A 20,816-nucleotide genomic window follows, 5' to 3' on the forward strand; every position below is an offset into this window, starting at 1 on the left:
GAGTCGTACAGAACACTCGGAACCGCCCGCAGTACGACAGTTCGGACCAAAGAGAGCATGCCCCGCCATGACCCACTCCCCCGAAACTCCTGAAGTACCGATACGGCCCTACGAGGTGACCGCCGCGGAGGTCGTCCCCGGCGACCTGTTCGCACTGACCCCCGAGGACGCGGCCGCGCGCCGCTGGCACGTCGTCACGCACACGCTTCCCGTCTCCCCCGAGGTGATCCGGGTCACGCTGCGGCCGCCGCTGGGCGGGGTGGACCACGAGGAGGACCTGCGACGCGAGCAGACGGTGACGGTCGCCGGGCGGCGGGTCGACGCATCCGCAGTGCCGCTGGTGGAGCCGGAGCCCTTGGAGGGCGTGGAGTTCCGCGACGGCGACCGGCTGACCGTCCTGCGGGCGGTGGACCCGCTGGCCGCCGAGGTGACGTACGTACGCCGCTGGGGCGCCTGGCACCGGGACACCACGAACTCCGCGGACGCCCAGGCCGCGACCGACGCGGAGGTGCGCCGCTGGGCCGCCGACGCCGGGCGCGAGGGGACGGTCGTACGGCACGAGCCACGTCCCGTGCGGGAAGCGCGGGCGGCCGGGCCGCGGCGTGTGGTGGTCACCGGGCTCGGCGCGGTCACCCCGCTGGGCGTGGGCACCGGCGAGCTGTGGAACGGGCTGCTCGAAGGGCGGCACGGCATACGGGAGTTGACTGACCCGGAGTTCGACGGGCTGCCGGTGAGGATCGCCGGCACGGTGCCCGTGGACCCGGCCTCGCTGCTGCCCCGGCAGGCGGCGCGCCGGATGAACCGGGCCGCGCAGTTCGCGGTGCTGGCGGCGCGCGAGGCGTGGGCCGACGCGGGGTACGCCTCCGGCGGCACCCGGGAGAGCGGGCTGGACCCGGAGCGGGTCGGGGTGAGCCTCGGCGCGATCCTCGGTGACGCGTCGGTGCTGGTCGGGGGCGACCGGAAGCTGCGGGAGCGGGGGCCTCGGGGTGTGTCCCCGCTCACCACACCGATGACGGTGCCGTCGCAGGCGGCGTCGCAGGTCTCGCTGGACCTGCACATCACCGGTGAGGCGCGCACCGTGACCAGCGCGTGCGCCTCCGGCACGGAGGCCATCGGGCAGGCAGTCGACCGCATCCGGTACGGCCGGGTCGACGTCGCGCTGGCCGGCGGCGCGGAGGCGGTGATCACTCCCGCGATCATGGCGTCGTTCGCCGCGATGCGGGCGCTGGCGGAGGGAGACCCGTCGGCGGGGTCGCCGTCGCGGCCCTTCGCCAAGGACCGGGACGGGTTCGTGAACGGTGAGGGGGCGGGGGTGCTGGTGCTGGAGTCCGAGGAGCATGCCCGGGCTCGGGGGGCGCGGATCTATTGCGAGGCGGCGGGATGGGGGCTGTCTGCGGACGCGTACCACGTCGCGGCGCCGGACCCGTCCGGTGACGGGATCGCGCTCGCGCTGCGGAGGGCTGTGCGGGACGCGGGGGGTGACGTCGGGGACGTCGTGCATGTAAATGCGCATGCGACCGCCACGGTCGACGGGGATCTCGCTGAGGCTCGGGCGCTGCGGGGGGTGCTGGGCGGGCGGGATGTTCCTGTGACCGCGTTGAAGGGGCACCTGGGGCATTTGCAGGGGGCTGCGGGTGGGGTCGAGGCCGTGGCGGCGGTGCTGACCTTGCACCACGGGGTGGTGCCGCCCACCGTGGGGGGTGGGGAGGTGGACGACGGGATCGATCTGGACGTCGTCCGGACGCCGCGTCCTTTGCCTCGGGGTGGCGATCTTGTGCTGAGCAATTCGTTCGGGTTCGGGGGGCACAACGCGGTGCTGGCGTTGCGGCGGGTGGGGTAGCGCGGGTGCCTGGGGCGCCGGGGGGTGTTTGCGCACCTCGGCGTCAACGAGGTACTGCCCGCAGTCGGCGGCGACAGGCACCGGCGTGGGTGTGGGCCGGGGGGTGCTGGCGCACCTGGCGCCCGCAGGGTGCCGCCGCGCCCACCCGTGCCGCCCCAGCGGCACGAATGCCCGCAGTGGGCGAGGGTTGCGCCCGCCGCGCGCCCGCGGGTGGCGGGGGTTGCAACCGCCGCCTGCCCGGGCGCGCGCCACCGGTGTCGGTGTTGTCGCCCGCGGCGGGGAGGGGACGGGGTGGGGGTGGGCGCCCGCAGCGGCTGGCGCGTCCGCGCCCTTCACGTACAAACACGCACTCTCGCGCCAGACCGAGGACGACCGCCCCCACCGCGGCCCCGCACCACCCACCGGCCCTGGGCGCTACGCCCACCCCCACCGGAGCGCAACCCTGCGCCGCAGGCATCAGACCGCAACCCCCCACCGGGCGTCACAGGCTCCCGACCTCAGCCCCACCAGGCAGGACCCTGCGCCGCAGGCATCAGACCCCACCTCCCCACCAGGTGTCACAGGCTCCCGACCTCAGCCCCACCAGGCAGGGCCCTCCGCCGCAGGCATCAGACCCCACCTCCCCACCTCCCCACCAGGCGTCGCAAGCTCCCGACCTCAGCCCCACCAGGCAGGACCCTGCGCCGCAGGCACTCGACCCCGCCCACCCCCAGGCCGGTCAGGCCGAGCGTTTGCGGGACGTTGTCTTCTTCGCCGGCGTCTTCTTCGCCGCCGTCTTCTTCGTCGCGGTCTTCTTCTCCGACTGCGACGTCTTCGACGTCGACTTCCGCGGCGACGACGCCGTCTTCTTCTTCGTCTTCGACGTCGACTTCTTGCCCCCCGTCTCCTTCGGCGACGACCGGCTCGTCTTCCGCTGCGGGAGGTGCTTCACCTCCGCGTCCTCCCCCCGCGACTCCCGCGCCGCCCGCACGCTGTTCTCCAGCGCCGCCATCAGGTCCAGCACCTTGCCGCCACCCGGCTCCTCGGCCGGCGCCTCCGGCGGCGACTCGCCCGCCGCCTTCGCGGCGACGACCTCCTCCACCGCCTCCCGGTACTCGTCGTGCAGGTCCTCCAGGTCGACCTCCCCCAGCGTGTCCATCAGCGCATCCGCGAGGTCCAGCTCCTTGTCCCGCACGGTGACGTCCGTGTCCGGCGCGACCCCCTCCGGTGAGCGGACCTCGTCCGGCCACAGCAGGCCGTGCATGGCGATCGCGTCGCCGACGACACGCAGCATGCCCAGCCGCTCCCGCCCGCGCAGGGCGTACTTCGTGATCGCGACCTTCTTGCTCCGCTTCAGCGCCTCCCGCAGCAGCGTGTACGGCTTCGCCGCGGGGGCCCCGCCCGCCTGGAGGTAGTACGCGGCGTCCATCTGCAGCGGATCGATGCGCTCCTCCGGCACGAAGGCGACGATCTCGATCGTCTTGGCGGTCGGGATCGGCAGCTTGGCCAGGTCCTCGTCCGTGATCGGGATGATCGTCCCGTCCGCGTCCTCGTATCCCTTGCCGATCTCCTGGCTGCTGACCTCCCGGTCCTCCAGCTCGCAGAACTTCCGGTAACGGATCCGGCCGCCGTCCTCGATGTGGATCTGGCGGAACGAGATCGAATGGTTCTCGGTGGCGTTCACCAGCTTGATCGGGATGCTGACCAGCCCGAACGAGATCGCGCCGTTCCAGATGGACCTCACGTGCAGCACCTCTCCGGCTCGTCCGCCGCTCGATGTCGGAGCCTTTGTCATGGTTTGCGTGAGATTCTCATCGTATGGCTCCCATCACGGAGGTGGAGGGGCGACGGCTCCCGCTCAGCAATCTGGAGAAGGTGCTGTATCCCGCCACGGGCTTCACCAAGGCGGAGGTACTGCACTACTACGCGACCGTGGCCGACGTGCTGCTGCCGCATCTGCGGGAGCGGCCGGTGTCGTTCCTTCGGTATCCGGACGGACCCGACGGGCAGGTGTTCTTCACCAAGAACGTGCCGCCCGGTACGCCCGACTGGGTCACCACCGCCGAGGTGCCGAGGTCGGAGGGGCCGGCGCGGATGGTGCTGGTGGAGGATCTGCCGAGCCTGATGTGGGCGGCGAACCTGGTCGCGGAGTTCCACACCCACCAGTGGCGCATCACCGACCCGGGCCAGGCGGACCGCATCGTGTTCGATCTGGACCCGGGCCCGCCCGCGACCATCGTGCACTGCTGCGAGGTCGCGCTGTGGCTGCGCGATCGGCTCGCCGAGGACGGGTTCGAGGCGTACGCGAAGACGTCCGGGTCGAAAGGGCTGCACCTCCTCACGGCAGTGAAGGGCTCCTCATCCGAACAAGTGTCCGAGTACGCGAAGGCGCTGGCCGTGGAGGCGGAGAAGGCGATGCCCCGGCTGGTGCTGCACCAGATGAAGCGCAGCCTGCGGCCGGGAAAGGTCTTCGTCGACTGGAGCCAGAACGCGGCCCGCAAGACCACGGCCGCCCCGTACACCCTGCGGGCGCGCGCCGAGCCGCTGGTGTCGGCGCCGGTGACCTGGCAGGAGGTCGAGGAGTGCGAGTCACCCGACCGGATGGCGCTGCAGGCGCCCGACATCGGCCCACGGCTGCAGGACTACGGCGACCTGCTGGCGCCCCTGCTGGATCCGGACGAGGCGGGCACGCTGCCCTGACCACCGCCCGCCCTGCAGCGACCCGTCACCCCGCCCGCTCACAACCCCGCCCACGTCCTCCGGTCCCGCGCAGCCGCGTACAGCGCCTCCACGTCCGCGGGCTTCAGCACACCCCAGCCCCGCCCCAGCCCCGGCACATCCGCGTCCGTCAGGACCCGCACCCCGCGCGGCACGGCGGCGACCGTCACACGGCGGGGGCCGGCCAGGACCAACACCGGGCGGACCTCGGCGGTGAGGGCGTGGGCGGCCCGGTCGGCGTCGGCGCGCACCCGGTGCAGCAGGGGCTCGGGCGGGCGCCGGCCGATGCGCACCTGGGGCTCCGCGACGGTCACCCGCTGGCGGTGGGCGGCCCGGACGTGCAGGGCGTACAGGCCGCCGGGGCCGATCAGCAGATGGTGGACGCGGTGGCCGCCGGGAAGCGGCAGCGAGTGCAGGGCATGCCCGCCGGCGCCGTCCATGGCGTCGAGGGCGTCGCCGACCGTCCGCTGCGCGGCCAGCTCCGCGCGGCGCGGGTCCGGGCGGAGACGGCGGGCCGGGCCGGGGGCGCGGTCGAGGTCGACGATCAGGGCCTCGCCGGGGCGGTTCGGGGCGAGGTCGTCGTCGGGGTGGAGGGAGAGCCGCTCGAGGTCGGCGGGGGTGGGCACCGGAGGCGGACCGACGGCGACCGGGCCGGTGAGGTACGGGCCCAGGGCGGCGAGCACCTCCGCCTCGTGCTCGGCGTCGAGCAGGTTCACACGGGCCGCCTCACGGTCGTACCAGGCGATGTTCCTGCCGTCCGGGAGGCGGACGTGGAGCCAGTCCCTGCCGTGCCGGCGGGCCGGCACGACGCGTGGTCCGTCCATGCGCCATCACCTCGCCTCCATGGGAACAGGCGGGGTGCTGCGGGGGCAAGAAGCCGGTTACGGTGGACGAGAGTTGGGCGACGAGAGTGGGAGGCGCCGTTGCGTACCCGCGAGAGTCAACCCGACGTACCGGCTCCGGACAGCCCCTGGGACGAGATCGAGCCGGGTCTGTGGATGGGCGGGCACCAGGTGCGCGGGCCCGCGGGACAGGTGGAGCCGGTGGTGGTGCACCGCCAGTTCGACCTGGTGCACACCCTGCTGCGGCTGCCGGGGCACGGGCCCGACCCGGGGGTGGAGCACCAGGTGTGGCCCATCCCGGACGGCCCGCTCGACGGCACCCAACTGGCCGGGGTGATCCGGCTGGCCGAGGCGGCGTGCGAGGCGCTGGACGCGGGCCGCACGGTGCTGGTCCGCTGCTTCCACGGCTACAACCGCTCAGGGCTGGTGGTCGCGCACGCCCTGATGCGCAGGGGCCGTTCGGCCGAGGAGGCGATCGAGGTGATCCGGGCCCGCCGTTCCTCCTGGGCGCTGCACAACGGCCTGTTCGTCGACTACCTGCGGGCGGGGCTCGTCACCGCGCGGATGCTGGAGGAACTCGCGGACTGACGGGGAGCCGGCCGCCTCTCACGGGGTGTGTGACCCGGTAGGCGGAGCGCCCTCCCCGATGGCGCAGCAGGGCGGGCGGGCACCGGAGGGCGCTCCTAATGTGGCGACAAGTCACCTTCGACCTGTTGTCTCCCTCCATGGAGGTACTGCCATGTCCCTACGACGCCCCCGTCCCCCGCTGATCCGCCGTCTGCCCATAGCGCTCGCCGCCGGCGCCCTGACGGTCGCGACCGCCGTCGCCCCCGCCCTCGCCGCCGACGACCCGGGCCAGGGCAACCAGAACAACCAGGGCAATTACCAGAGCGGCCAGAACAACCAGTCCGGGCAGCACAACCAGTCCGGCCAGAACAACCAGTCCGGCCAGCACAACCAGTCCGGGCAGAACAACCAGTCCGGCCAACACAACCAGTCCGGCCAGGGCAACTGGTACCAGCAGGGCGGAAACGGCAACGGAAACGGCAACGGCAACGCCACCGGTTCCGGCAACAACACCGGCTCCTACCAGCAGGGCGGCGGCAACGGCAACGCCCAGCAAGGCGGCGGCAACGGCGGCGACTGGGGCAACCAGTCCGGCAACCAGAGCGGCGGCAACCAGAGCGGCGGCAACCAGAGCGGCGGCGGCAACCAGGCCGGCGGCAACCACGGCGACCAGGGCGAGTTCCGCGGCGTGGTGACGGCTGAGAAGCTGGCCCTGCGCAGCGCCCCGAACCGCGGCTCGCAGGTCATCCGGTACGCCCACAAGGGCGAGGTCGTCTCGATCTTCTGCAAGGCGCCGGGCCACGAGGTGGACGGCAACCCGCTCTGGTACCTGCTCACCGACGGCACCTGGGCCTGGGCCCCGGCCCGGTACATCGACAACATCGGTCCCGCGCCACGCTGGTGCTGATGAGCGCACCACACGAAGCGTCGCAAGTGGGTAAGTTCCGGACATGAGCAAGGCCGGTATCACCCTGGCGACGGCGGACCCGCCCGCGCCCACCGTGCGTCTCACCGGGCGCCGCGGCGTGGAACTCGCCCTCATCGTCCTGGCCGTCGGACTGTCGGTGTACGGCTACTGCGCCGTCGGCCTCGCCAGGAACGGCACCGTCCCGCCCGGCGCCGCCGGTTACGGCGCCGGGCTCGGGGTGCTCGCGGTGCTCGCCCATCTGGCGGTGCGCTGGCGGGCCCCGCTGGCCGACCCGCTGCCGCTGCCGATCGGGGTGCTGCTCAACGGGATGGGCCTGGTGCTCATCTACCGGCTGGACCTGGAGACGCCCGGCGACCGGGCCGCCCCGGCCCAGCTGATCTGGTCGACGCTCGGGGTGGCGCTGTTCATCGCGGTGATCCTGGTGCTGCGCGACCACCGGGTGCTCCAGCGCTACACCTATGTGTGCGTGACCGTCGCGCTGGTCCTGCTGACCGTGCCGATCCTCTTCCCCGCGGTGAACGGCGCCCGCATCTGGATCCGGGTGGCGGGCTTCTCCATCCAGCCGGGTGAGTTCGCGAAGGTGCTGCTGGCGGTGTTCTTCGCCGCGTACCTGGCCGCGAACCGCGGTGCGCTGACGTACGCGGGACGCCGCGTGTGGAGGATGCAACTGCCCACCGGACGGGTGCTCGGGCCGATCCTCGCCGTGTGGCTGGTCAGCGTGGGCGTGCTGGTCCTGGAGCGGGACCTCGGCACCTCGCTGCTGTTCTTCGGTCTGTTCGTCGTTCTGCTGTACGTCGCCACCGGCCGCACCGGCTGGATCGCGGTGGGGCTGCTGCTGGCGTCGCTGGGCGCGGTCGCGGTGGGCCGTCTCGAGCCGCACGTGCACCACCGGATCGAGACCTGGCTGCACCCGTTCGCGTCCATCGAGGCGGGCGAGGGCCCCGATCAGCTCGCCCAGTCGCTGTTCGCCTTCGCCGAGGGCGGCATCCTCGGCTCGGGGCTGGGGCTCGGGCACTCTGTACTGATCGGGTTCGCCGTGAAGTCCGACTTCATCCTGGCGACGGCCGGCGAGGAGCTCGGCCTGGCCGGACTGTCCGCGGTGTTCCTGCTGTACGGGCTGCTGGTGGAGCGCGGCTACCGGGCCGGGCTGGCGCTGCGCGACCCGTTCGGGCGGCTGCTCGCCGTGGGGCTGGCCTCGCTGGTGGCGCTCCAGGTGTTCGTGATCGCGGGCGGGGTGACCGGGCTGATCCCGCTGACCGGGATGGCCATGCCGTTCCTGGCGCAGGGCGGCTCCTCGGTGGTGACCAACTGGGCGATCGTGGCGCTGCTGGTCCGGCTCAGCGACAGCGCGCGGCGCCAGGCCGCCGCCCCGGGTGCGCTCCGGTGACCCGGCACATCCGGCACGCGGCGCTGTTCTGCGCGCTGCTGCTGGTCGCGCTGCTGGTGAACGCGGCCCGGGTGCAGGTGATCCACGCGGAGGACTACGAGGCCAGCCCGGCCAACCGCCGTGCCGCGATCGTGCGCTACCAGCAGCCGCGCGGCGACATCCTGGTCGACGGCCGCCCGGTCACCGGGTCCCGCGACACCGGCGAACACCTGCGCTACGAACGGACGTACAGGAACGGGCCGTTGTACGCGCCGGTGACGGGTTTCGCCTCGCAGGAGTACGGCACGACGCTGCTGGAGGCCACGGAGGACGCGGTGCTGTCGGGGGCCGCCCCCCTGCTCCAGCCGCTGCCGCTGTGGAACGAGTTCACCCGCTCCCGCAGCGCGGGCGGCGACGTGCTGACGACGATCGACCCGCGGGCGCAGCGGGCGGCGTACAACGGCCTGCGCGGGCGGAAGGGCGCGGTGGCGGCGGTGGAGCCGTCGACCGGGCGGATCCTGGCGCTGGTGTCGGTGCCGTCGTACGACCCGGAGCCGCTGTCGGGGAACGGCAGGACGGCGCGGGAGACGTGGGCGCGGCTGAACGCCGACCCGGACCGGCCGATGCTGAACCGGGCGGTGCAGCGCACCTATCCCCCGGGGTCGACGTTCAAGGTGGTCACCGCGGCGGCGGCGCTGGACGCGGGCGTGGTGAAGGGCGTCGACCGGCCGACCCGCTCCCCCGACCCGTATCTGCTGCCGGGGACGACGACCCGGCTGGTCAACGGGGCGAAGGAGTGCCGGAACGCCACACTGCGGGACGCGTTCGTGCGGTCCTGCAACACGGTGTTCGCGCAGCTCGGGGTCACCACGGGGGTGTCGCGGATGCGGCGGACGGCGGAGAGCTTCGGTTTCAACGACCCGGAGCTGCGCATCCCGTTCCGGGTGGCGCCCTCCACCTTCGACACCACGGTGGACGCGGCGCAGCTCGCCCTGTCGTCGATCGGGCAGTACAACACGCGGGCCACGCCGCTGCAGATGGCGATGGTCGCGGCGGCCGTGGCGAGCGGCGGGCAGGTGCGCGAGCCGTACCTGGTGGAGCGGACCACGCGGGCGAGCGGCGGCACGGTGTCCGCGGCGGGGTCGGGCGCGGTGCGGCGGGCCATGCTCCCGGCGACGGCGAGCCGGCTGCGGGAGCTGATGCGCGGGGTGGTGGAGGACGGCACCGGCAGGAAGGCGGCGATCCCGGGCGCCGTGGTCGGCGGCAAGACCGGCACCGCCCAGCACGGGCTGGGCAACTCGGGCATGCCGTACGCCTGGTTCATCTCCTGGGCGCAGCGCGAGGACGAGCTGGAGCCGAGGGTGGCGGTGGCCGTGGTGGTGGAGGACGGCGAGGGCAGCCGCCGCGAGATCAGCGGCGGCGGCACGGCGGCACCGGTGGCCCGGGCGGTGATGGAGGCGGTGCTGCGGCACGAGTGACTCAAGTCGCGCGCACGGCCCGACCCCGTGCGCCTTCTCGCTCCGCACCCCCTTCCCACCCGGACGGACACAGGAGGGCGCGGACCGGTCGGTGACAAGTCGTGCGTGAGGGATTGACGGGCTTGCTGACAGGCAGTCTCATAAAGGTGACCTGCCGGTAACCCGAGACGCCCCGAGGTGGAACCGTCATGACCCTGTCGGAGACCGACGCGCTCGACGGCCTGCGGGACGCCCTCGGGCAGCTCAGGAACCGGGAGTCGGTGGCCCTGCGGCTGCTGGAGTCCTCCGCGAAGCACTCCTTCGACCCGGACACGGAGCTGGACTGGGAGGCGCCGTTCGAGGACGGCAAGTGGTTCTGGCCGCCGGAACTGGTGTCGCTGTACGGCACCCCGCTGTGGCGGCGGATGAGCGAGGAGCAGCGTCTCCTGCTCTCCCGGCACGAGGCCGCCGCGCTCGCCTCCCTCGGCATCTGGTTCGAGCTGATCCTGATGCAGCTGCTGGTCCGCCACATCTACGACAAGTCCGCGACCAGCGCGCATGTGCGGTACGCCCTCACCGAGATCGAGGACGAGTGCCGGCACTCCAAGATGTTCGCCCGGGTGATCGCGCACAGCGGCACCCCCTGGTACCCGGTGAGCCGCGTCCACCACAACCTGGGGCGCCTGTTCAAGACGATCTCCACGACCCCGGGCTCGTTCACCGCGACCCTCCTCGGCGAGGAGGTGCTGGACTGGATGCAGCGGCTGACCTTCCCCGACGAGCGGGTGCAGCCGCTGATCCGGGGCGTCACGCGCATCCATGTGATCGAGGAGTCGCGGCACGTGCGGTACGCGCGTGAGGAGCTGCGGCGGCAGATGATGACCGCGCCGCGCTGGTCGCAGGAGTTCACGCGGGTGTCGTCGGGCGAGTTCGCCCGGGTGTTCTCGGTGGCGTTCGTGAACCCGGAGGTCTACACGAACGTCGGCCTGGACCGCCGCGAGGCCGTCGCCCAGGTGCGGGCGAGCGCGCACCGGCGCGAGGTGATGCAGCAGGGCGCGAAGAAGCTCACGGACTTCCTCGACGACATCGGCGTGCTGCGGGGCGTGGGCCGCAGGCTCTGGCGTTCCTCGGGACTGCTGGCCTGACCAGGCGTTCCGCAGAGCGGGGCGAGAGGCCGGGATCCGGCCGGGGCGGGCCCGCGCCCCCCGTGCGCCGGCCACGGCCGGTTACGCTGCGGGCATGACCTCGCAGGCCCCCACCCCCGCCTACCGGCGCCTCAGCGTCGAGGAGCGCCGCAGCCAGCTGCTGGAGGCCGCGCTGACCCTCTTCGCCCACCAGGTGCCGGAGGAGGTGTCGCTGGACGACGTGGCGGAGGCGGCCGGGGTGTCGCGGCCCCTGGTCTACCGGTACTTCCCCGGCGGCAAGCAGCAGCTCTACGAGGCGGCCCTCATGTCCGCCGCCGACGAGCTGCGCGACTGCTTCGACGAGCCGGAGGAGGGCCCGCTGCTGCCCCGGCTGACCCGGGCCGTGGAGCGCTACCTCGACTTCGTCGGCCGCCACGACGCCGGCTTCAGCGCCCTGCTCCAGGGCGGCAGCGTGGTGGAGACCTCCCGTACGACCGCCATCGTGGACGGGGTGCGGCGGGCCGCGGCCGAGCACATCCTGCGCCATCTCGGCGTGGAGGAGCCCGGGCCGCGGCTGCGGATGACCATCCGGACGTGGATCACGGCCGTGGAGGCCGCCTCCCTGATCTGGCTCGACGAGGACAAGCAGCCACCGCCCGAGGAGCTGCGGGACTGGCTGGTGGAGCAGTTCGTGGCGGTGCTGACGGTGACCGCGCGGCGGGACGCGCAGACCGACACCCTGGTGCAGGCACTGGCCGCGGACCTGTGACCTGAGCCGGGGTCCCCGGCCGATGGCCGAGACTGGTGGGGTGAAGAGCGAAGACACCCCCTTCGAGGGCGGCCCCATGGACGGGCGCGTCCTGCCTGTGCTGCTCGGCATCACCGGGCACCCGCCCAAGACGTACCGCATCCCGGTCCCGGCGCCGGACGGCGGGCCCTCCACCGTGCTGGTGTACCGGAGGGTGCCGCGCGGCAGCGGCAGACTCACCGGCCTGACCGCCCGCTGGAAGTACCTCTACGACCCCACGGGCCGGGCCGGGAGCGAGCGGCGGTGGCCGTGGTCGAAGCCGGCGCCGCGTCCTGACGCCACGCCGGAGGGCAAGCCGGACGACGCCGACGGGTGACCCCGTTGCGCCGAACCGCGCACACTCGGCGAGCGGACCGCGCACACCCCCCTGATGCTCGCGGTGCGGAGCGGACGAGCCGCCCCGCGTCGGAGGTGATGGCGTGTCAGGAATGCTTCTGCGTCTGGTGTGTACGGCGGCGCTGGCGGCCGGGGCCGTGCTGGCGCCCCTGCCCGCAGCGGCCGCCCCGGAGCCGGGCGGCGGTGCCGCCGCGTCCGGCGGTCGCTCCGTCCCCGAGCTGCTGACGGACCTTCAGGCCCTGTACCGGGAGGCCGAGAAGGCCACCGAGCGCTACAACGCCACCGAGGAGGCGCTCAGGAAGCAGCGCGCCGAGACGGAGCGGCTGGAGAAGGCGCTGGCCCGCACCCGGCTCTCCCTGCACGACAGCAAGGGCGCCGCCGGACGGCTCGCCCGGCAGCAGTACCAGTCGCTGAGCGGCATCTCCCCCTACGTCCGTCTGCTGCTGGCGCGCGACCCGCAGCGGGCCCTGGAGCAGGGACATGTGATCGGGCAGCTCGCGCGGGAGCGGGCGCACACGGTGGGCCGGCTGACCGGGGACGCCGAGGAGGCGGACGAGCTGGCGCGGCGGGCGCGCACGGCGCTGGACGCGCGGCTGGCGCTCACCGAGCGGCGCAAGAAGGAACAGGACCAGGTGGTGGAACGGCTGCGGGACGTCGAGGAGTTGCTCGCGTCGCTCACCGCGGAGCAGCTCGCGGAGCTGGCCGAGCTGGAGCGCGGCCGGGTCGACGAGGCGCAGCGGGAACTGGTGGCGTCCGGCGCGCTGAGCGGCGCCGGCGCCCCGTCCGCCGCCGGTGAGCGGGCGGTGCGGTACGCGGTGGAGCAGCTCGGCAAGCCGTACGAGTGGGGCGCGGAGGGCCCGGAGACGTACGACTGCTCGGGGCTGACCTCGGAGGCGTGGCGCGCGGCGGGCGCCGAGGTGCCGCGGACCAGCCAGGAGCAGTGGGCGCGGCTGGAGCGGATCGACCTGACGGAGCTGCGGCCGGGCGACCTCGTCGTGTACTTCCGCGACGCCACGCACGTCGCCCTGTACCTGGGCGACGGGATGGTGGTGCAGGCGCCGCGGCCCGGCGCGCGGGTCAAGGTGTCGCCCGTCGCGGCAAACCCGGTGCTGGGCGCGGTGCGGCCCGACCCCGGCGGGGAGCCCCTGGAGCACTATGTGCCGCCGGAGCTCCCCGAGGGGGCGACGGACGGGTCCGACGAGGGGTACGGCGCCGGCTACGCGCCGGCCGCGGCGGCGACCTCGGCCAGGTAGGCGTTCGTCTTCTCCGGCTCGTAGAAGAAGTTCTCGAAGTCGGCCGGGTCGTTGAAGCCGTTGGCGAAGCGGTCGGCGACGGGCTGCATCTGCCCGGCGGCGCCGATCAGATTCAGGACGTGCTCCGGCGGCGGCGCCAGCATGGCGTTCGTCCACTTGGTCACGTACTGGGCGGTCTCCCAGTAGCGGTCGAAGGTCTGCCGCATCCAGTCCTCGTCGAACGGCTTGTCGCCGTGCTCGACGATCGAGGCGAGGTAGGCAGCGGCGCACTTGGACGCGGAGTTGGAGCCCTGGCCGGTGATCGGGTCGTTGGCGACGACGACGTCGGCGACGCCCAGCACCAGGCCGCCGGAGGGCAGCCGGCCGACGGGGTTGCGGACGGTCGGGGCGTAGCGGCCGGCCAGGGTGCCGCCGGCGTCGGTCAGTTCGACCTTGGTGGCGCGCGCGTACTCCCAGGGCAGGAACTTCTCCATCAGCTCCAGCGTGAGGGAGAGGTGCTCGGCCGGGTCCTTGACGTCCGCGAACGCGTCGAGCGGGCCGCCGGGGATGCCCTCCCAGAACAGGATGTCGGCGCGGCCGGACGTGGTGTACGTCGGCATGATGAACATCTCGCCGACGCCGGGCACCAGGTTGCAGCGGACCGCCTCGGTGTCCGGGTGCTCCGGACGCGGGCCCATGCCGTGCACGTAGGCGACGGCGAGGGCGCGCTGCGGGGTGGAGTACGGGGAGCGCTCGGGGTCGCGGGAGAACATCTGCACCAGCTCGCCCTTGCCCGCGGCGATGAGCACCAGGTCGTAGGCGCGGGCGAGGTAGTCGAGGTCGCCGACGGCCGCGCCGTGGATGACGAGCTGTCCGCCGCGCTGCGCGAAGGTCTCCATCCAGCCGGCCATCTTGACCCGCTGGTCCACCGACTGCGCGAACCCGTCGAGGCGGCCCAGCCAGTCGATCGCCCGCTGCGAGGGGCCCGGGTCGAAGGAGCCGGGGGCGGCGACCGAGACGCCGAGGCCCTGGATCTTCGGGGCCTGGGACTCCCAGAAGTTCAGCTGCAGGTCACGCTCGTGCTGCAGGGCGGTGTGGAACATGCACTGCGTGGACATGACCCGGCCGGTGCGGATCTCGTCCGCGGTCCGGTTGGACATGAGGGTGACCTCGTACCCTTGCGACTGGAGTCCCAGGGCGAGCTGGAGACCGGACTGGCCGGCCCCCACGACGAGTATCTTCCGCATACGGGGGACGCTCCTAAGGGGCTACTCGGGGGTTTCGTCGAGCGCGTGGCCCACGAGGGACAAGAGGGTCTCGATGACCGAGATCCGGCGGCGCGCATCCATGATCATGACAGGTATGTGCGCCGGGATCGTGAGGGCCTCCCGCACGTCCTCGGGTTCGTAGCACTCGCTGCCGTCGAAGTGGTTCACGGCCACGACGTACGGCAGTCCGCAGCTCTCGAAGTAGTCCAGCGCGGGCCAGCAGTCCTTGAGCCTGCGGGTGTCGGCGAGCACGACGGCGCCGATCGCTCCGCGCACCAGGTCGTCCCACATGAACCAGAACCGCTGCTGGCCGGGCGTGCCGAACAGGTACAGCACCAGGTCGTCGTCGAGCGTGATGCGCCCGAAGTCCATGGCGACGGTGGTGGTCGACTTGTCCGGCGTGGCGGTGAGGTCGTCGGTCTCCTCGCTCGCCTCGGTCATCAGCGCCTCGGTCTGCAGAGGCGTGATCTCGGAGACGGAGCCGACGAGGGTGGTCTTGCCGACGCCGAAGCCGCCGGCCACGACTATCTTCGTGGCGACCGGGGCCCGGGTGGGGTCCGTCTGCCAGGGCAGCAGGGGCTCGTCCCCCTGGACGAGCGGAGTGACGCCGGGTGCGGCGTCAGAGACGGCGGAGTCCACTCAGCACCCTTTCCAGCAGCGCGCGGTCCGGGCGGCCCGTGCCGTGGCCGGTGCCCGTTCCGTAGACACGGATCTTTCCCTGGTCCGCGAGGTCGCTCAGCAGCACGCGGACCACGCCGAGCGGCATCTGCAGCAGCGCGGCGATCTCGGCCACCGTCCGCATGCGGCGGCACAGTTCGACGATGGCGCGCACCTCCGGCATGACCCGGGCGAGGCCGCCGGAGGTGAGCTCCTTGCGCTCGTCGGAGGCCTCGATCGCGGCGGTGGCGGCCGTGGCGCCGACGAACGTCTCGACCAGCAGGACGTGGCCGAAGCGGGTGCGGCCCCCGGTGAGCGAATAGGGGCGCACTCGGGCGGGTTTACGGTCCCCGCCGCGGACGGGGAGCTGGTGCTTCGGGGCACTGCTCATCGGGGGCTCCCGGCGGACTCGTGCCCCGCGCTCCCTGCGGTCTCCAGGCTTCGGCGCAGTTCGTTGCGGAGTTCGGGGGTCAGGACGTGGCCGGCGCGGCCGACGAACAGAGCCATGTGGTACGCCACGACGCTCATGTCGCACTCCGCGGAGCCGTGCACGCCGAGCAGCGAGCCGTCGCTGATGGACATCACGAAGAGGCTGCCCTCGTCCATGGCGACCATCGTGTGCTTGACGGGACCGTAGTCCATCAGCTTGGAGGCGCCGACGGTGAGGCTGCCGATGCCGGACACGACGGTGGCCAGGTCGGCGGAGGAGCCGCGCGGGCCCCGCTGCTGCGGAGCGGGTCCGCTGCGGGCGTGGGCGAGCGCCTCGTCGGAGGAGAGGAGCAGCAGGCCGTCGGAGGAGACCACGGCGACGGACTGGATGCCGGGCACCTCCTCGACGAGGTTCGTCAGCAGCCAGTGCAGGTTGCGGGCCTCATGGCTCAGTCCGAAGGTACTGGGCGCGGTCAACTGCTTGCCTCCTCGACAGTGCCCCCCGTGGCTTCTTCGGTTGTGACGTCCCCGCGGGACGTCTCGGACGCCAGTTCCGCCTCGACGTCCCGCCGCCCGGCGTCCGCGCCCCGGCGGAAGCCGCCGAGCCGCTTGCGCAGGGCCTCGGCGTCCACCGACCCGGACCGCGGCCGCGGGGGAGCGACCGGCGCGGTGATCTTCGGCGTCCGCTTCGGCAGCCCCTTGGCGGTGACGGGCTCCTCGCCGCCGGGGCCGTCGGCGACCCGCTGGTGCTCGGGCTCGCCGGCGGGGGTGCCGGCGGCGGGGGCCTCGGCGGCCGGCGTGGTGTCCGGCGTGGGCGCGGGGCCCGCGGGTGCCGGTGCGGTCTCGGGGGCGGCGCCCCCGGCGGCCGGCGCGGGCGCGGCCGGGGACTCGGGCGCGTGCCCGGCACCCGGGCGTACGCCTTCCTCCGGCTGCGCCGGGATGAACAGCTCCATGGTCGTCTCGGCGTGCCGCTCCACGGGGGCGGTACGCCCGGCGCCGGGCTCGCTGGAACGGGCCGGGGGGACGTCGTGGGTACGGGGCGCGTCGACGTCACCGGGGCCAGCGGGCGTCTCCGGCGCGACGGGCGCGCCCTGGCCCGGCGCGGGCCGCGAGGCGGCGTCGGCGGTCAGGCCGGCCGACGCGGCAGCGTCCGTCCGCTCGGCGTCACGACCGGTGCCCGGAGCCGCCGCGTCCGACTGCGCGGGGGCGCCGGCCTGCGACCGCGCCTCCTCCGAGGCGGCACGAGCGGCAGCGGCCGTGGCTCCGAGGCCGGCCGCCTGCTGGGCGGACTGCCCTGCGGCAGCCGGAGCGGCCCCGCCCGGACCTGCCGACAGGGCGGCATCCGTCCCGCCGTCGGCGAGGGCGGAGTCCCGAGCCGCCGCGGGGTCCGCGGCGGGCGCCGGGGCGCCGTACTGCGGCTCCTCCGGAGCGACGCGGGCGGGCTCGCCCGAAGTCGGCTCCGTGGCGGGGCCCGAGGCGGCCGACGGCTCGGCCCCGGCGGGCGGCGCGGCAGAGGGCGACTGGGCGGCGGCGTGGGCGGAGCCCGGCGTCGCCGGGGTGTCCGTGGCCTCCGCGGTGTCCTTCGTGCTCTGCGCGTCCGGCGCCGCAGGCGTCTCGGAGGCAGGCGTCCCGGAGGCAGGCGTCCCGGACGCTGCCGCTTCCGCTGCCTCCCGGGCCTCGATCGAGCGTTCTGCCAGGTCGACCAGGAGGTCGCCCGACTTGCTGCGGCCGCGCAGGACGTTGGAGTTGGCCTCCGCGTCGGCGCCCGGCAGGGACACCGTGTGGGCGGCTCCCGGGACGGACGCGGGGACGGCCGTGGGGGTGGCCGGCGCCAGAAGGGGGTCCGGCAGGACGACCACCGCGGCGATGCCGCCCTGCTTCTGCTTGCGCAGCTGCACCCGCACCCCGTGCCGGTGGGCGAGCCGGGCGACGACGTACAGGCCGAGACCGAGACCGTCGCCGGACTCCGCCTCCGCGTCGTACCCCGCCTCCGGGTCGAACTCGGACAGCCGCGTGTTGAGCCGCTCCAGCCGGTCGTCGGCCATGCCGATGCCCTCGTCCTGGACGGAGAGCATCACCTCGCCGTTCTCCATCAGCCAGGCGGAGACCTCGACAGGCATGTCCGGCGGGGAGAACGCGGTGGCGTTCTCCATGAGTTCGGCGAGCAGGTGGGACAGGTCGTCCGCGGCGAACCCGGCGATGTGCGCGTGCGGCGGCAGCGCCGCGATCCGCACCCGCTCGTACCGCTCGATCTCGCTGACCGCGGCCCGCACGACGTCGACCAGCGGGACCGGGCCCGCCGTCCGCCGGCCCTGCTCGGTCCCGGCGAGGACCAGCAGGTTCTCGCTGTGCCGCCGCATCACCGTGGCGAAGTGGTCGAGCTTGAACAGCGTGGCCAGGCGCTCCGGGTCGTCCTCCCGCTCCTCAAGGCCTTCGATGACGCCGAGCTGCCGCTCGACCAGGCCGAGGGTGCGCAGGGCGAGGCTGACGAAGGTGCTGCCGATGCTGTGCCGCATCCGCTCCATGTGGGCGGTGGCCTCGGCGAGTTCGCCGCGCAGTTCCTCGCGGGCGTCGGCCATCTTCTGCCGCTGTCCGACGAGGTGCTTGCGGTCGGCCTCCAGCGTGGCGATCCGCCGGCCGAGCCCGGCCGCGTGCGCGTGCAGGGCGTTGACGGAGCGGACGACCTGCGCGAACTCGTCGTTGCGGCCGGTGAAGGTGACGGGCTCCTCCGTGGCCGGGTCCTCCGCCTCGGCGAGCCGGGCGGAGCCGCGCCGCAGCACCGACAGCGGCCGGGTGAGGGTACGGGCCATCGCGGTGGCGACGCCGACCGCGAGCAGCAGCAGGGCGCCGAGGACCGCGATGCGGATCTCCAGCTCGGTGACGTCCTCGTCGCGGAGTTCGGCGAGAGCCGTGGTGCGCTGTTCGAACAGCGAGGCCTCGACGCCGCGCATCATCTCGATCCGCGCGGTGAGCGCCGCCGCGAGCTTCTTCGGGCTGGTGTCGACCTCGCCGTCGGACAGCGTCGGCTTGTCGGTGAGCTTCTCGAGGTACTTGTCTGCGTTGTCGACCTCGGGCCCGGTGACCGTGGAGTCGTAGGAGGCGCGCGCGGCCTTCGGGGCGGCGTCGCGGAAGTCGGCGAGTGCCGCGTCGGAGCGGACGCGGGCCAGGAGCGCGGCGGCGGACAGTTCGTCGCGCCGCTCCTCGTCCTCCTCGGAGGCGCCGTCGGAGGTGACGGGCAGTCCGGTGACCGGGTCGATCACGGTCTCGCTGGAGCTCGGCACGTTCAGCGCGGCGAGCAGCAGTCCGCGGGTGGCGGCGGCCTGCTGGACGGCGGTGTCCAGCTCGGTGAGCGCGTGCGCGCCGGAGCCGGCGCGGGGCGGGGTGGCGTCGGCCAGCCGCGCGGCGAGCTTGTGCAGCCGGGAGATGGCGTCGGAGTACGCCTGGTGGGCCTCCAGCGGGCCCGACTTGCCGGTGAGGGCGGCGCGGCGCACGGTGGCGACGGCGTCGAGCTCGTCGCGCAGCGCCTGCGAGGTGTCCTCGTCGGCGCGCAGTTCCTCGACCTGGCGGTCGACGCGGGCGCTGTGCTCCTCGGAGGGCGCCTTGTCCTTGGGGCGGCCGGCCGCGATGTAGGGGACGACCTCGTCACGCTCGTCGGCCAGGGAGTGGGCCAGGGCGAGCGCGTCCTGGGTCCGCTCGGCGAGCGTCACCAGCTCCTGGGAGTCGTGCAGCTGCTGGGACGCCGCCAGCACGGAGGGCGCCCCGGCCCCGGCGATCGCCGCGGCCACCACGGCGACGGCGACGACAAGACGGTTGCGCACGTGGGTGGGGCGGCCCTTGCCGACGGTGGGCGTCTGCTGCGCGTCCCCCGTGAGGGCCGCCTGCTTGTCCTTGCGACGAGGCCGCGTCTTCTGCACCGGTGCTCGCATTCCTGACTCGTGTACCCGTGGGCCCGGGTGACGCTCCGTCAACGGGCGCGGGCGCTCTCCCCGAGCCGCTGGCCGCGCTCGGACAGTGAGGCGCCCCCAACGCTCCCCGACCCTCCCAGTGCCCGTGGACAGTGGATGCGCATCACCTGACCCGCCACTCGAAGGAGTGAACATCGGAGGCGAGTTGAGGGGCAAGTTCCGTTGTGCACCGCAGCGGACCTGTGTGGCAAGCCGGTTGGACGTCTGCGGCGTGCGGTGGCAATATTCGCCGCCACGTCTTCCCGGAGGGCTTCATTCCCTCCCAAATCAGGCGCGTGACCTGCGCGCCTGTGGAGAAGGGGCGTCAATTGCCGTGCTCCGGCGGCGGTTGTGGGGAGCTCGTGCAGACTGGCCGGATGCGCACGGAGCTTGTTTCGGAACCCGGTGATCCAGGACGGCCCAACGAGGACTTCGCGAGTGTCGCGCTCCCCGCCTCCGGACAGGGCGGCGCGCTCGTGGTCCTGGACGGCGTGACGCCGCCGTCGGACGGGGGCGGGTGTCTGCATTCGGTGCACTGGTTCACCGCCCGGCTGGGCGGCGCTCTGACCGAACTGACCGTTTCCCTCCCGGATGTTCCGCCCGCCGGGCTGCTGTCGCGCGGGATCGCGCGTACGGCCGAGAGTCATGCCTCGACCTGTGACCTTTCTCACCCCCGAACGCCGCAGGCAACGGTCGTGCTGGCGCGCTGGTCACCCGACTCGGTGGAGTGTCTGGTGCTGTCGGACTCGGTCCTGCTGGTCGAGGCGCCGGAGGGCACGGTCACGGCGGTATTGGACGACCGGCTGGACCGGCTGCCCCGTTCGGCCCTGTCCAGCCACGAGGTCGTGGACACGACGCTGCGGAACAAGGAGGGCGGGTTCTTCACGGCGGCGGCCGATCCGTCGGTGTCGTCACGCGCTGTGACCGTCTCCCTTCCCCGGGAGCGGGTGCGGTCGTTGACCGCCCTGACGGACGGGGCGTCGCGGTGGGTGGAGCGGTTCGGGGAGGGGGACTGGGCGGACTGTGTGGGGGTGGTCCGGGAGGAGGGGGCCGGGGGGTTGGTACGGAGGGTGCGCGCGCTGGAGCGGGGGCGTGGCCTTGGGGGCAAGACGCATGACGATGCGACGGTGGTCCACGTGGAGCTGCCGTTCGCGTGACGGCGCCACCCGGACGGCGGAGCCGTGTCCGGCTGCGGGCCGGTGGGCGCCGATCGCGCAGTTCCCCGCGCCCCTTGAGGGACGCCCGAGCTGCGGGCAGTCGTGCCGCAGGGCGGCACGGGTGGGCGCAGCGGCACCCCTCCGACACCGGGTGCGGGCCGTCC

General features: G+C 73.6%; 18 protein-coding genes. 11 read left to right on the top strand and 7 right to left on the bottom strand.

Going from position 1 to position 20,816, the window contains the following annotated elements:
- The first annotated feature begins 67 nt into the window (after positions 1–67).
- On the top strand, positions 68–1,840 hold the full coding sequence (locus ACQY0Z_RS00745) for a beta-ketoacyl-[acyl-carrier-protein] synthase family protein (protein WP_439811692.1): 1,773 nt from the start codon (positions 68–70) through the stop codon (positions 1,838–1,840).
- Between the two features lie 718 nt (positions 1,841–2,558).
- Here ACQY0Z_RS00745 and ACQY0Z_RS00750 read toward each other — a convergent pair.
- Complete coding sequence (locus tag ACQY0Z_RS00750; RefSeq protein WP_439813335.1) at positions 2,559–3,572, bottom strand: Ku protein; 1,014 nt, start codon at positions 3,570–3,572, stop codon at positions 2,559–2,561.
- A gap of 65 nt (positions 3,573–3,637) precedes the next feature.
- On the opposite strand from ACQY0Z_RS00750, the gene ligD reads away from it, so the two are divergent.
- On the top strand, positions 3,638–4,519 hold the full coding sequence (gene ligD, locus ACQY0Z_RS00755; RefSeq protein WP_347226669.1) for a non-homologous end-joining DNA ligase: 882 nt from the start codon (positions 3,638–3,640) through the stop codon (positions 4,517–4,519).
- Positions 4,520–4,557: 38 nt separating this feature from the next.
- Here ligD and ACQY0Z_RS00760 read toward each other — a convergent pair whose 3' ends face one another.
- Positions 4,558–5,361, bottom strand: a complete 804-nt coding sequence (locus tag ACQY0Z_RS00760; protein WP_439811693.1) for an NERD domain-containing protein — start codon at positions 5,359–5,361, stop codon at positions 4,558–4,560.
- Between the two features lie 99 nt (positions 5,362–5,460).
- On the opposite strand from ACQY0Z_RS00760, the gene ACQY0Z_RS00765 reads away from it, so the two are divergent.
- The 8 genes from ACQY0Z_RS00765 to ACQY0Z_RS00800 all read left to right on the top strand — a co-directional run bounded on the left by ACQY0Z_RS00765 (position 5,461) and on the right by ACQY0Z_RS00800 (position 13,218).
- The gene (locus tag ACQY0Z_RS00765; RefSeq protein WP_189901168.1) at positions 5,461–5,967 is read left to right on the top strand and encodes a protein-tyrosine phosphatase family protein; all 507 of its coding nucleotides are present in this window, start codon (positions 5,461–5,463) and stop codon (positions 5,965–5,967) included.
- Positions 5,968–6,118: 151 nt separating this feature from the next.
- Complete coding sequence (locus ACQY0Z_RS00770; RefSeq protein ID WP_439811694.1) at positions 6,119–6,853, top strand: SH3 domain-containing protein; 735 nt, start codon at positions 6,119–6,121, stop codon at positions 6,851–6,853.
- A 43-nt stretch (positions 6,854–6,896) separates the two neighbouring features.
- Positions 6,897–8,261, top strand: coding sequence for an FtsW/RodA/SpoVE family cell cycle protein (locus ACQY0Z_RS00775; RefSeq protein WP_189901164.1), 1,365 nt, complete (start codon positions 6,897–6,899; stop codon positions 8,259–8,261).
- Entirely contained in the window at positions 8,258–9,718 is a 1,461-nt protein-coding gene (locus ACQY0Z_RS00780) for a penicillin-binding protein 2 (RefSeq protein WP_347226672.1), read from the top strand. Before ACQY0Z_RS00775 ends, ACQY0Z_RS00780 begins: the two co-directional genes overlap by 4 nt.
- Positions 9,719–9,906: 188 nt before the next feature.
- Entirely contained in the window at positions 9,907–10,842 is a 936-nt protein-coding gene (locus ACQY0Z_RS00785; protein ID WP_210634791.1) for an AurF N-oxygenase family protein, read from the top strand.
- 94 nt (positions 10,843–10,936) lie between these two features.
- Positions 10,937–11,590, top strand: a complete 654-nt coding sequence (locus ACQY0Z_RS00790) for a TetR/AcrR family transcriptional regulator (RefSeq protein ID WP_189901158.1) — start codon at positions 10,937–10,939, stop codon at positions 11,588–11,590.
- 40 nt (positions 11,591–11,630) lie between these two features.
- Positions 11,631–11,945, top strand: coding sequence for a hypothetical protein (locus ACQY0Z_RS00795; protein ID WP_189901156.1), 315 nt, complete (start codon positions 11,631–11,633; stop codon positions 11,943–11,945).
- A 103-nt stretch (positions 11,946–12,048) separates the two neighbouring features.
- Positions 12,049–13,218, top strand: coding sequence for an NlpC/P60 family protein (locus ACQY0Z_RS00800; protein ID WP_439811695.1), 1,170 nt, complete (start codon positions 12,049–12,051; stop codon positions 13,216–13,218).
- Here ACQY0Z_RS00800 and ACQY0Z_RS00805 read toward each other — a convergent pair.
- The 5 genes from ACQY0Z_RS00805 to ACQY0Z_RS00825 are packed head-to-tail and all read right to left on the bottom strand — an operon-like array spanning position 13,182 to position 19,465.
- Positions 13,182–14,444 carry a styrene monooxygenase/indole monooxygenase family protein gene (locus tag ACQY0Z_RS00805; protein ID WP_189901152.1) on the bottom strand — a complete coding sequence of 421 codons (1,263 nt, stop codon included), beginning with the start codon at positions 14,442–14,444 and terminating at the stop codon, positions 13,182–13,184. The two genes, ACQY0Z_RS00800 and ACQY0Z_RS00805, sit on opposite strands and share 37 nt — an antisense overlap.
- A 21-nt stretch (positions 14,445–14,465) precedes the next feature.
- The gene (locus tag ACQY0Z_RS00810; protein WP_189901151.1) at positions 14,466–15,104 is read right to left on the bottom strand and encodes a GTP-binding protein; all 639 of its coding nucleotides are present in this window, start codon (positions 15,102–15,104) and stop codon (positions 14,466–14,468) included.
- Entirely contained in the window at positions 15,085–15,513 is a 429-nt protein-coding gene (locus ACQY0Z_RS00815; RefSeq protein ID WP_189901149.1) for a DUF742 domain-containing protein, read from the bottom strand. The genes ACQY0Z_RS00810 and ACQY0Z_RS00815 overlap by 20 nt, the downstream gene beginning before the upstream one ends.
- The gene (locus ACQY0Z_RS00820) at positions 15,510–16,028 is read right to left on the bottom strand and encodes a roadblock/LC7 domain-containing protein (RefSeq protein WP_189901147.1); all 519 of its coding nucleotides are present in this window, start codon (positions 16,026–16,028) and stop codon (positions 15,510–15,512) included. Before ACQY0Z_RS00820 ends, ACQY0Z_RS00815 begins: the two co-directional genes overlap by 4 nt.
- The gene (locus ACQY0Z_RS00825; protein ID WP_439811696.1) at positions 16,025–19,465 is read right to left on the bottom strand and encodes a sensor histidine kinase; all 3,441 of its coding nucleotides are present in this window, start codon (positions 19,463–19,465) and stop codon (positions 16,025–16,027) included. The genes ACQY0Z_RS00820 and ACQY0Z_RS00825 overlap by 4 nt, the downstream gene beginning before the upstream one ends.
- A gap of 407 nt (positions 19,466–19,872) precedes the next feature.
- Between ACQY0Z_RS00825 and ACQY0Z_RS00830 the strand changes: the two genes are divergently transcribed.
- Positions 19,873–20,652, top strand: a complete 780-nt coding sequence (locus ACQY0Z_RS00830; protein WP_189901142.1) for a protein phosphatase 2C domain-containing protein — start codon at positions 19,873–19,875, stop codon at positions 20,650–20,652.
- Positions 20,653–20,816: the final 164 nt, after the last annotated feature.

It is taken from the genome of Streptomyces sp. P9-2, assembly GCF_051903975.1.
Taxonomy (GTDB): Bacteria; Actinomycetota; Actinomycetes; order Streptomycetales; family Streptomycetaceae; genus Streptomyces; species Streptomyces cellulosae.

Coding starts and splice junctions, on each gene's coding strand:
- ACQY0Z_RS00745 (WP_439811692.1), top strand. CDS start 68: ATGACCCACTCCCCCGAAACTCCTGAAGTACCGATACGGCCCTACGAG.
- ligD (WP_347226669.1), top strand. CDS start 3,638: ATGGCTCCCATCACGGAGGTGGAGGGGCGACGGCTCCCGCTCAGCAAT.
- ACQY0Z_RS00760 (WP_439811693.1), bottom strand. CDS start 5,361: ATGGACGGACCACGCGTCGTGCCGGCCCGCCGGCACGGCAGGGACTGG.
- ACQY0Z_RS00770 (WP_439811694.1), top strand. CDS start 6,119: ATGTCCCTACGACGCCCCCGTCCCCCGCTGATCCGCCGTCTGCCCATA.
- ACQY0Z_RS00775 (WP_189901164.1), top strand. CDS start 6,897: ATGAGCAAGGCCGGTATCACCCTGGCGACGGCGGACCCGCCCGCGCCC.
- ACQY0Z_RS00785 (WP_210634791.1), top strand. CDS start 9,907: ATGACCCTGTCGGAGACCGACGCGCTCGACGGCCTGCGGGACGCCCTC.
- ACQY0Z_RS00790 (WP_189901158.1), top strand. CDS start 10,937: ATGACCTCGCAGGCCCCCACCCCCGCCTACCGGCGCCTCAGCGTCGAG.
- ACQY0Z_RS00805 (WP_189901152.1), bottom strand. CDS start 14,444: ATGCGGAAGATACTCGTCGTGGGGGCCGGCCAGTCCGGTCTCCAGCTC.
- ACQY0Z_RS00815 (WP_189901149.1), bottom strand. CDS start 15,513: ATGAGCAGTGCCCCGAAGCACCAGCTCCCCGTCCGCGGCGGGGACCGT.
- ACQY0Z_RS00830 (WP_189901142.1), top strand. CDS start 19,873: ATGCGCACGGAGCTTGTTTCGGAACCCGGTGATCCAGGACGGCCCAAC.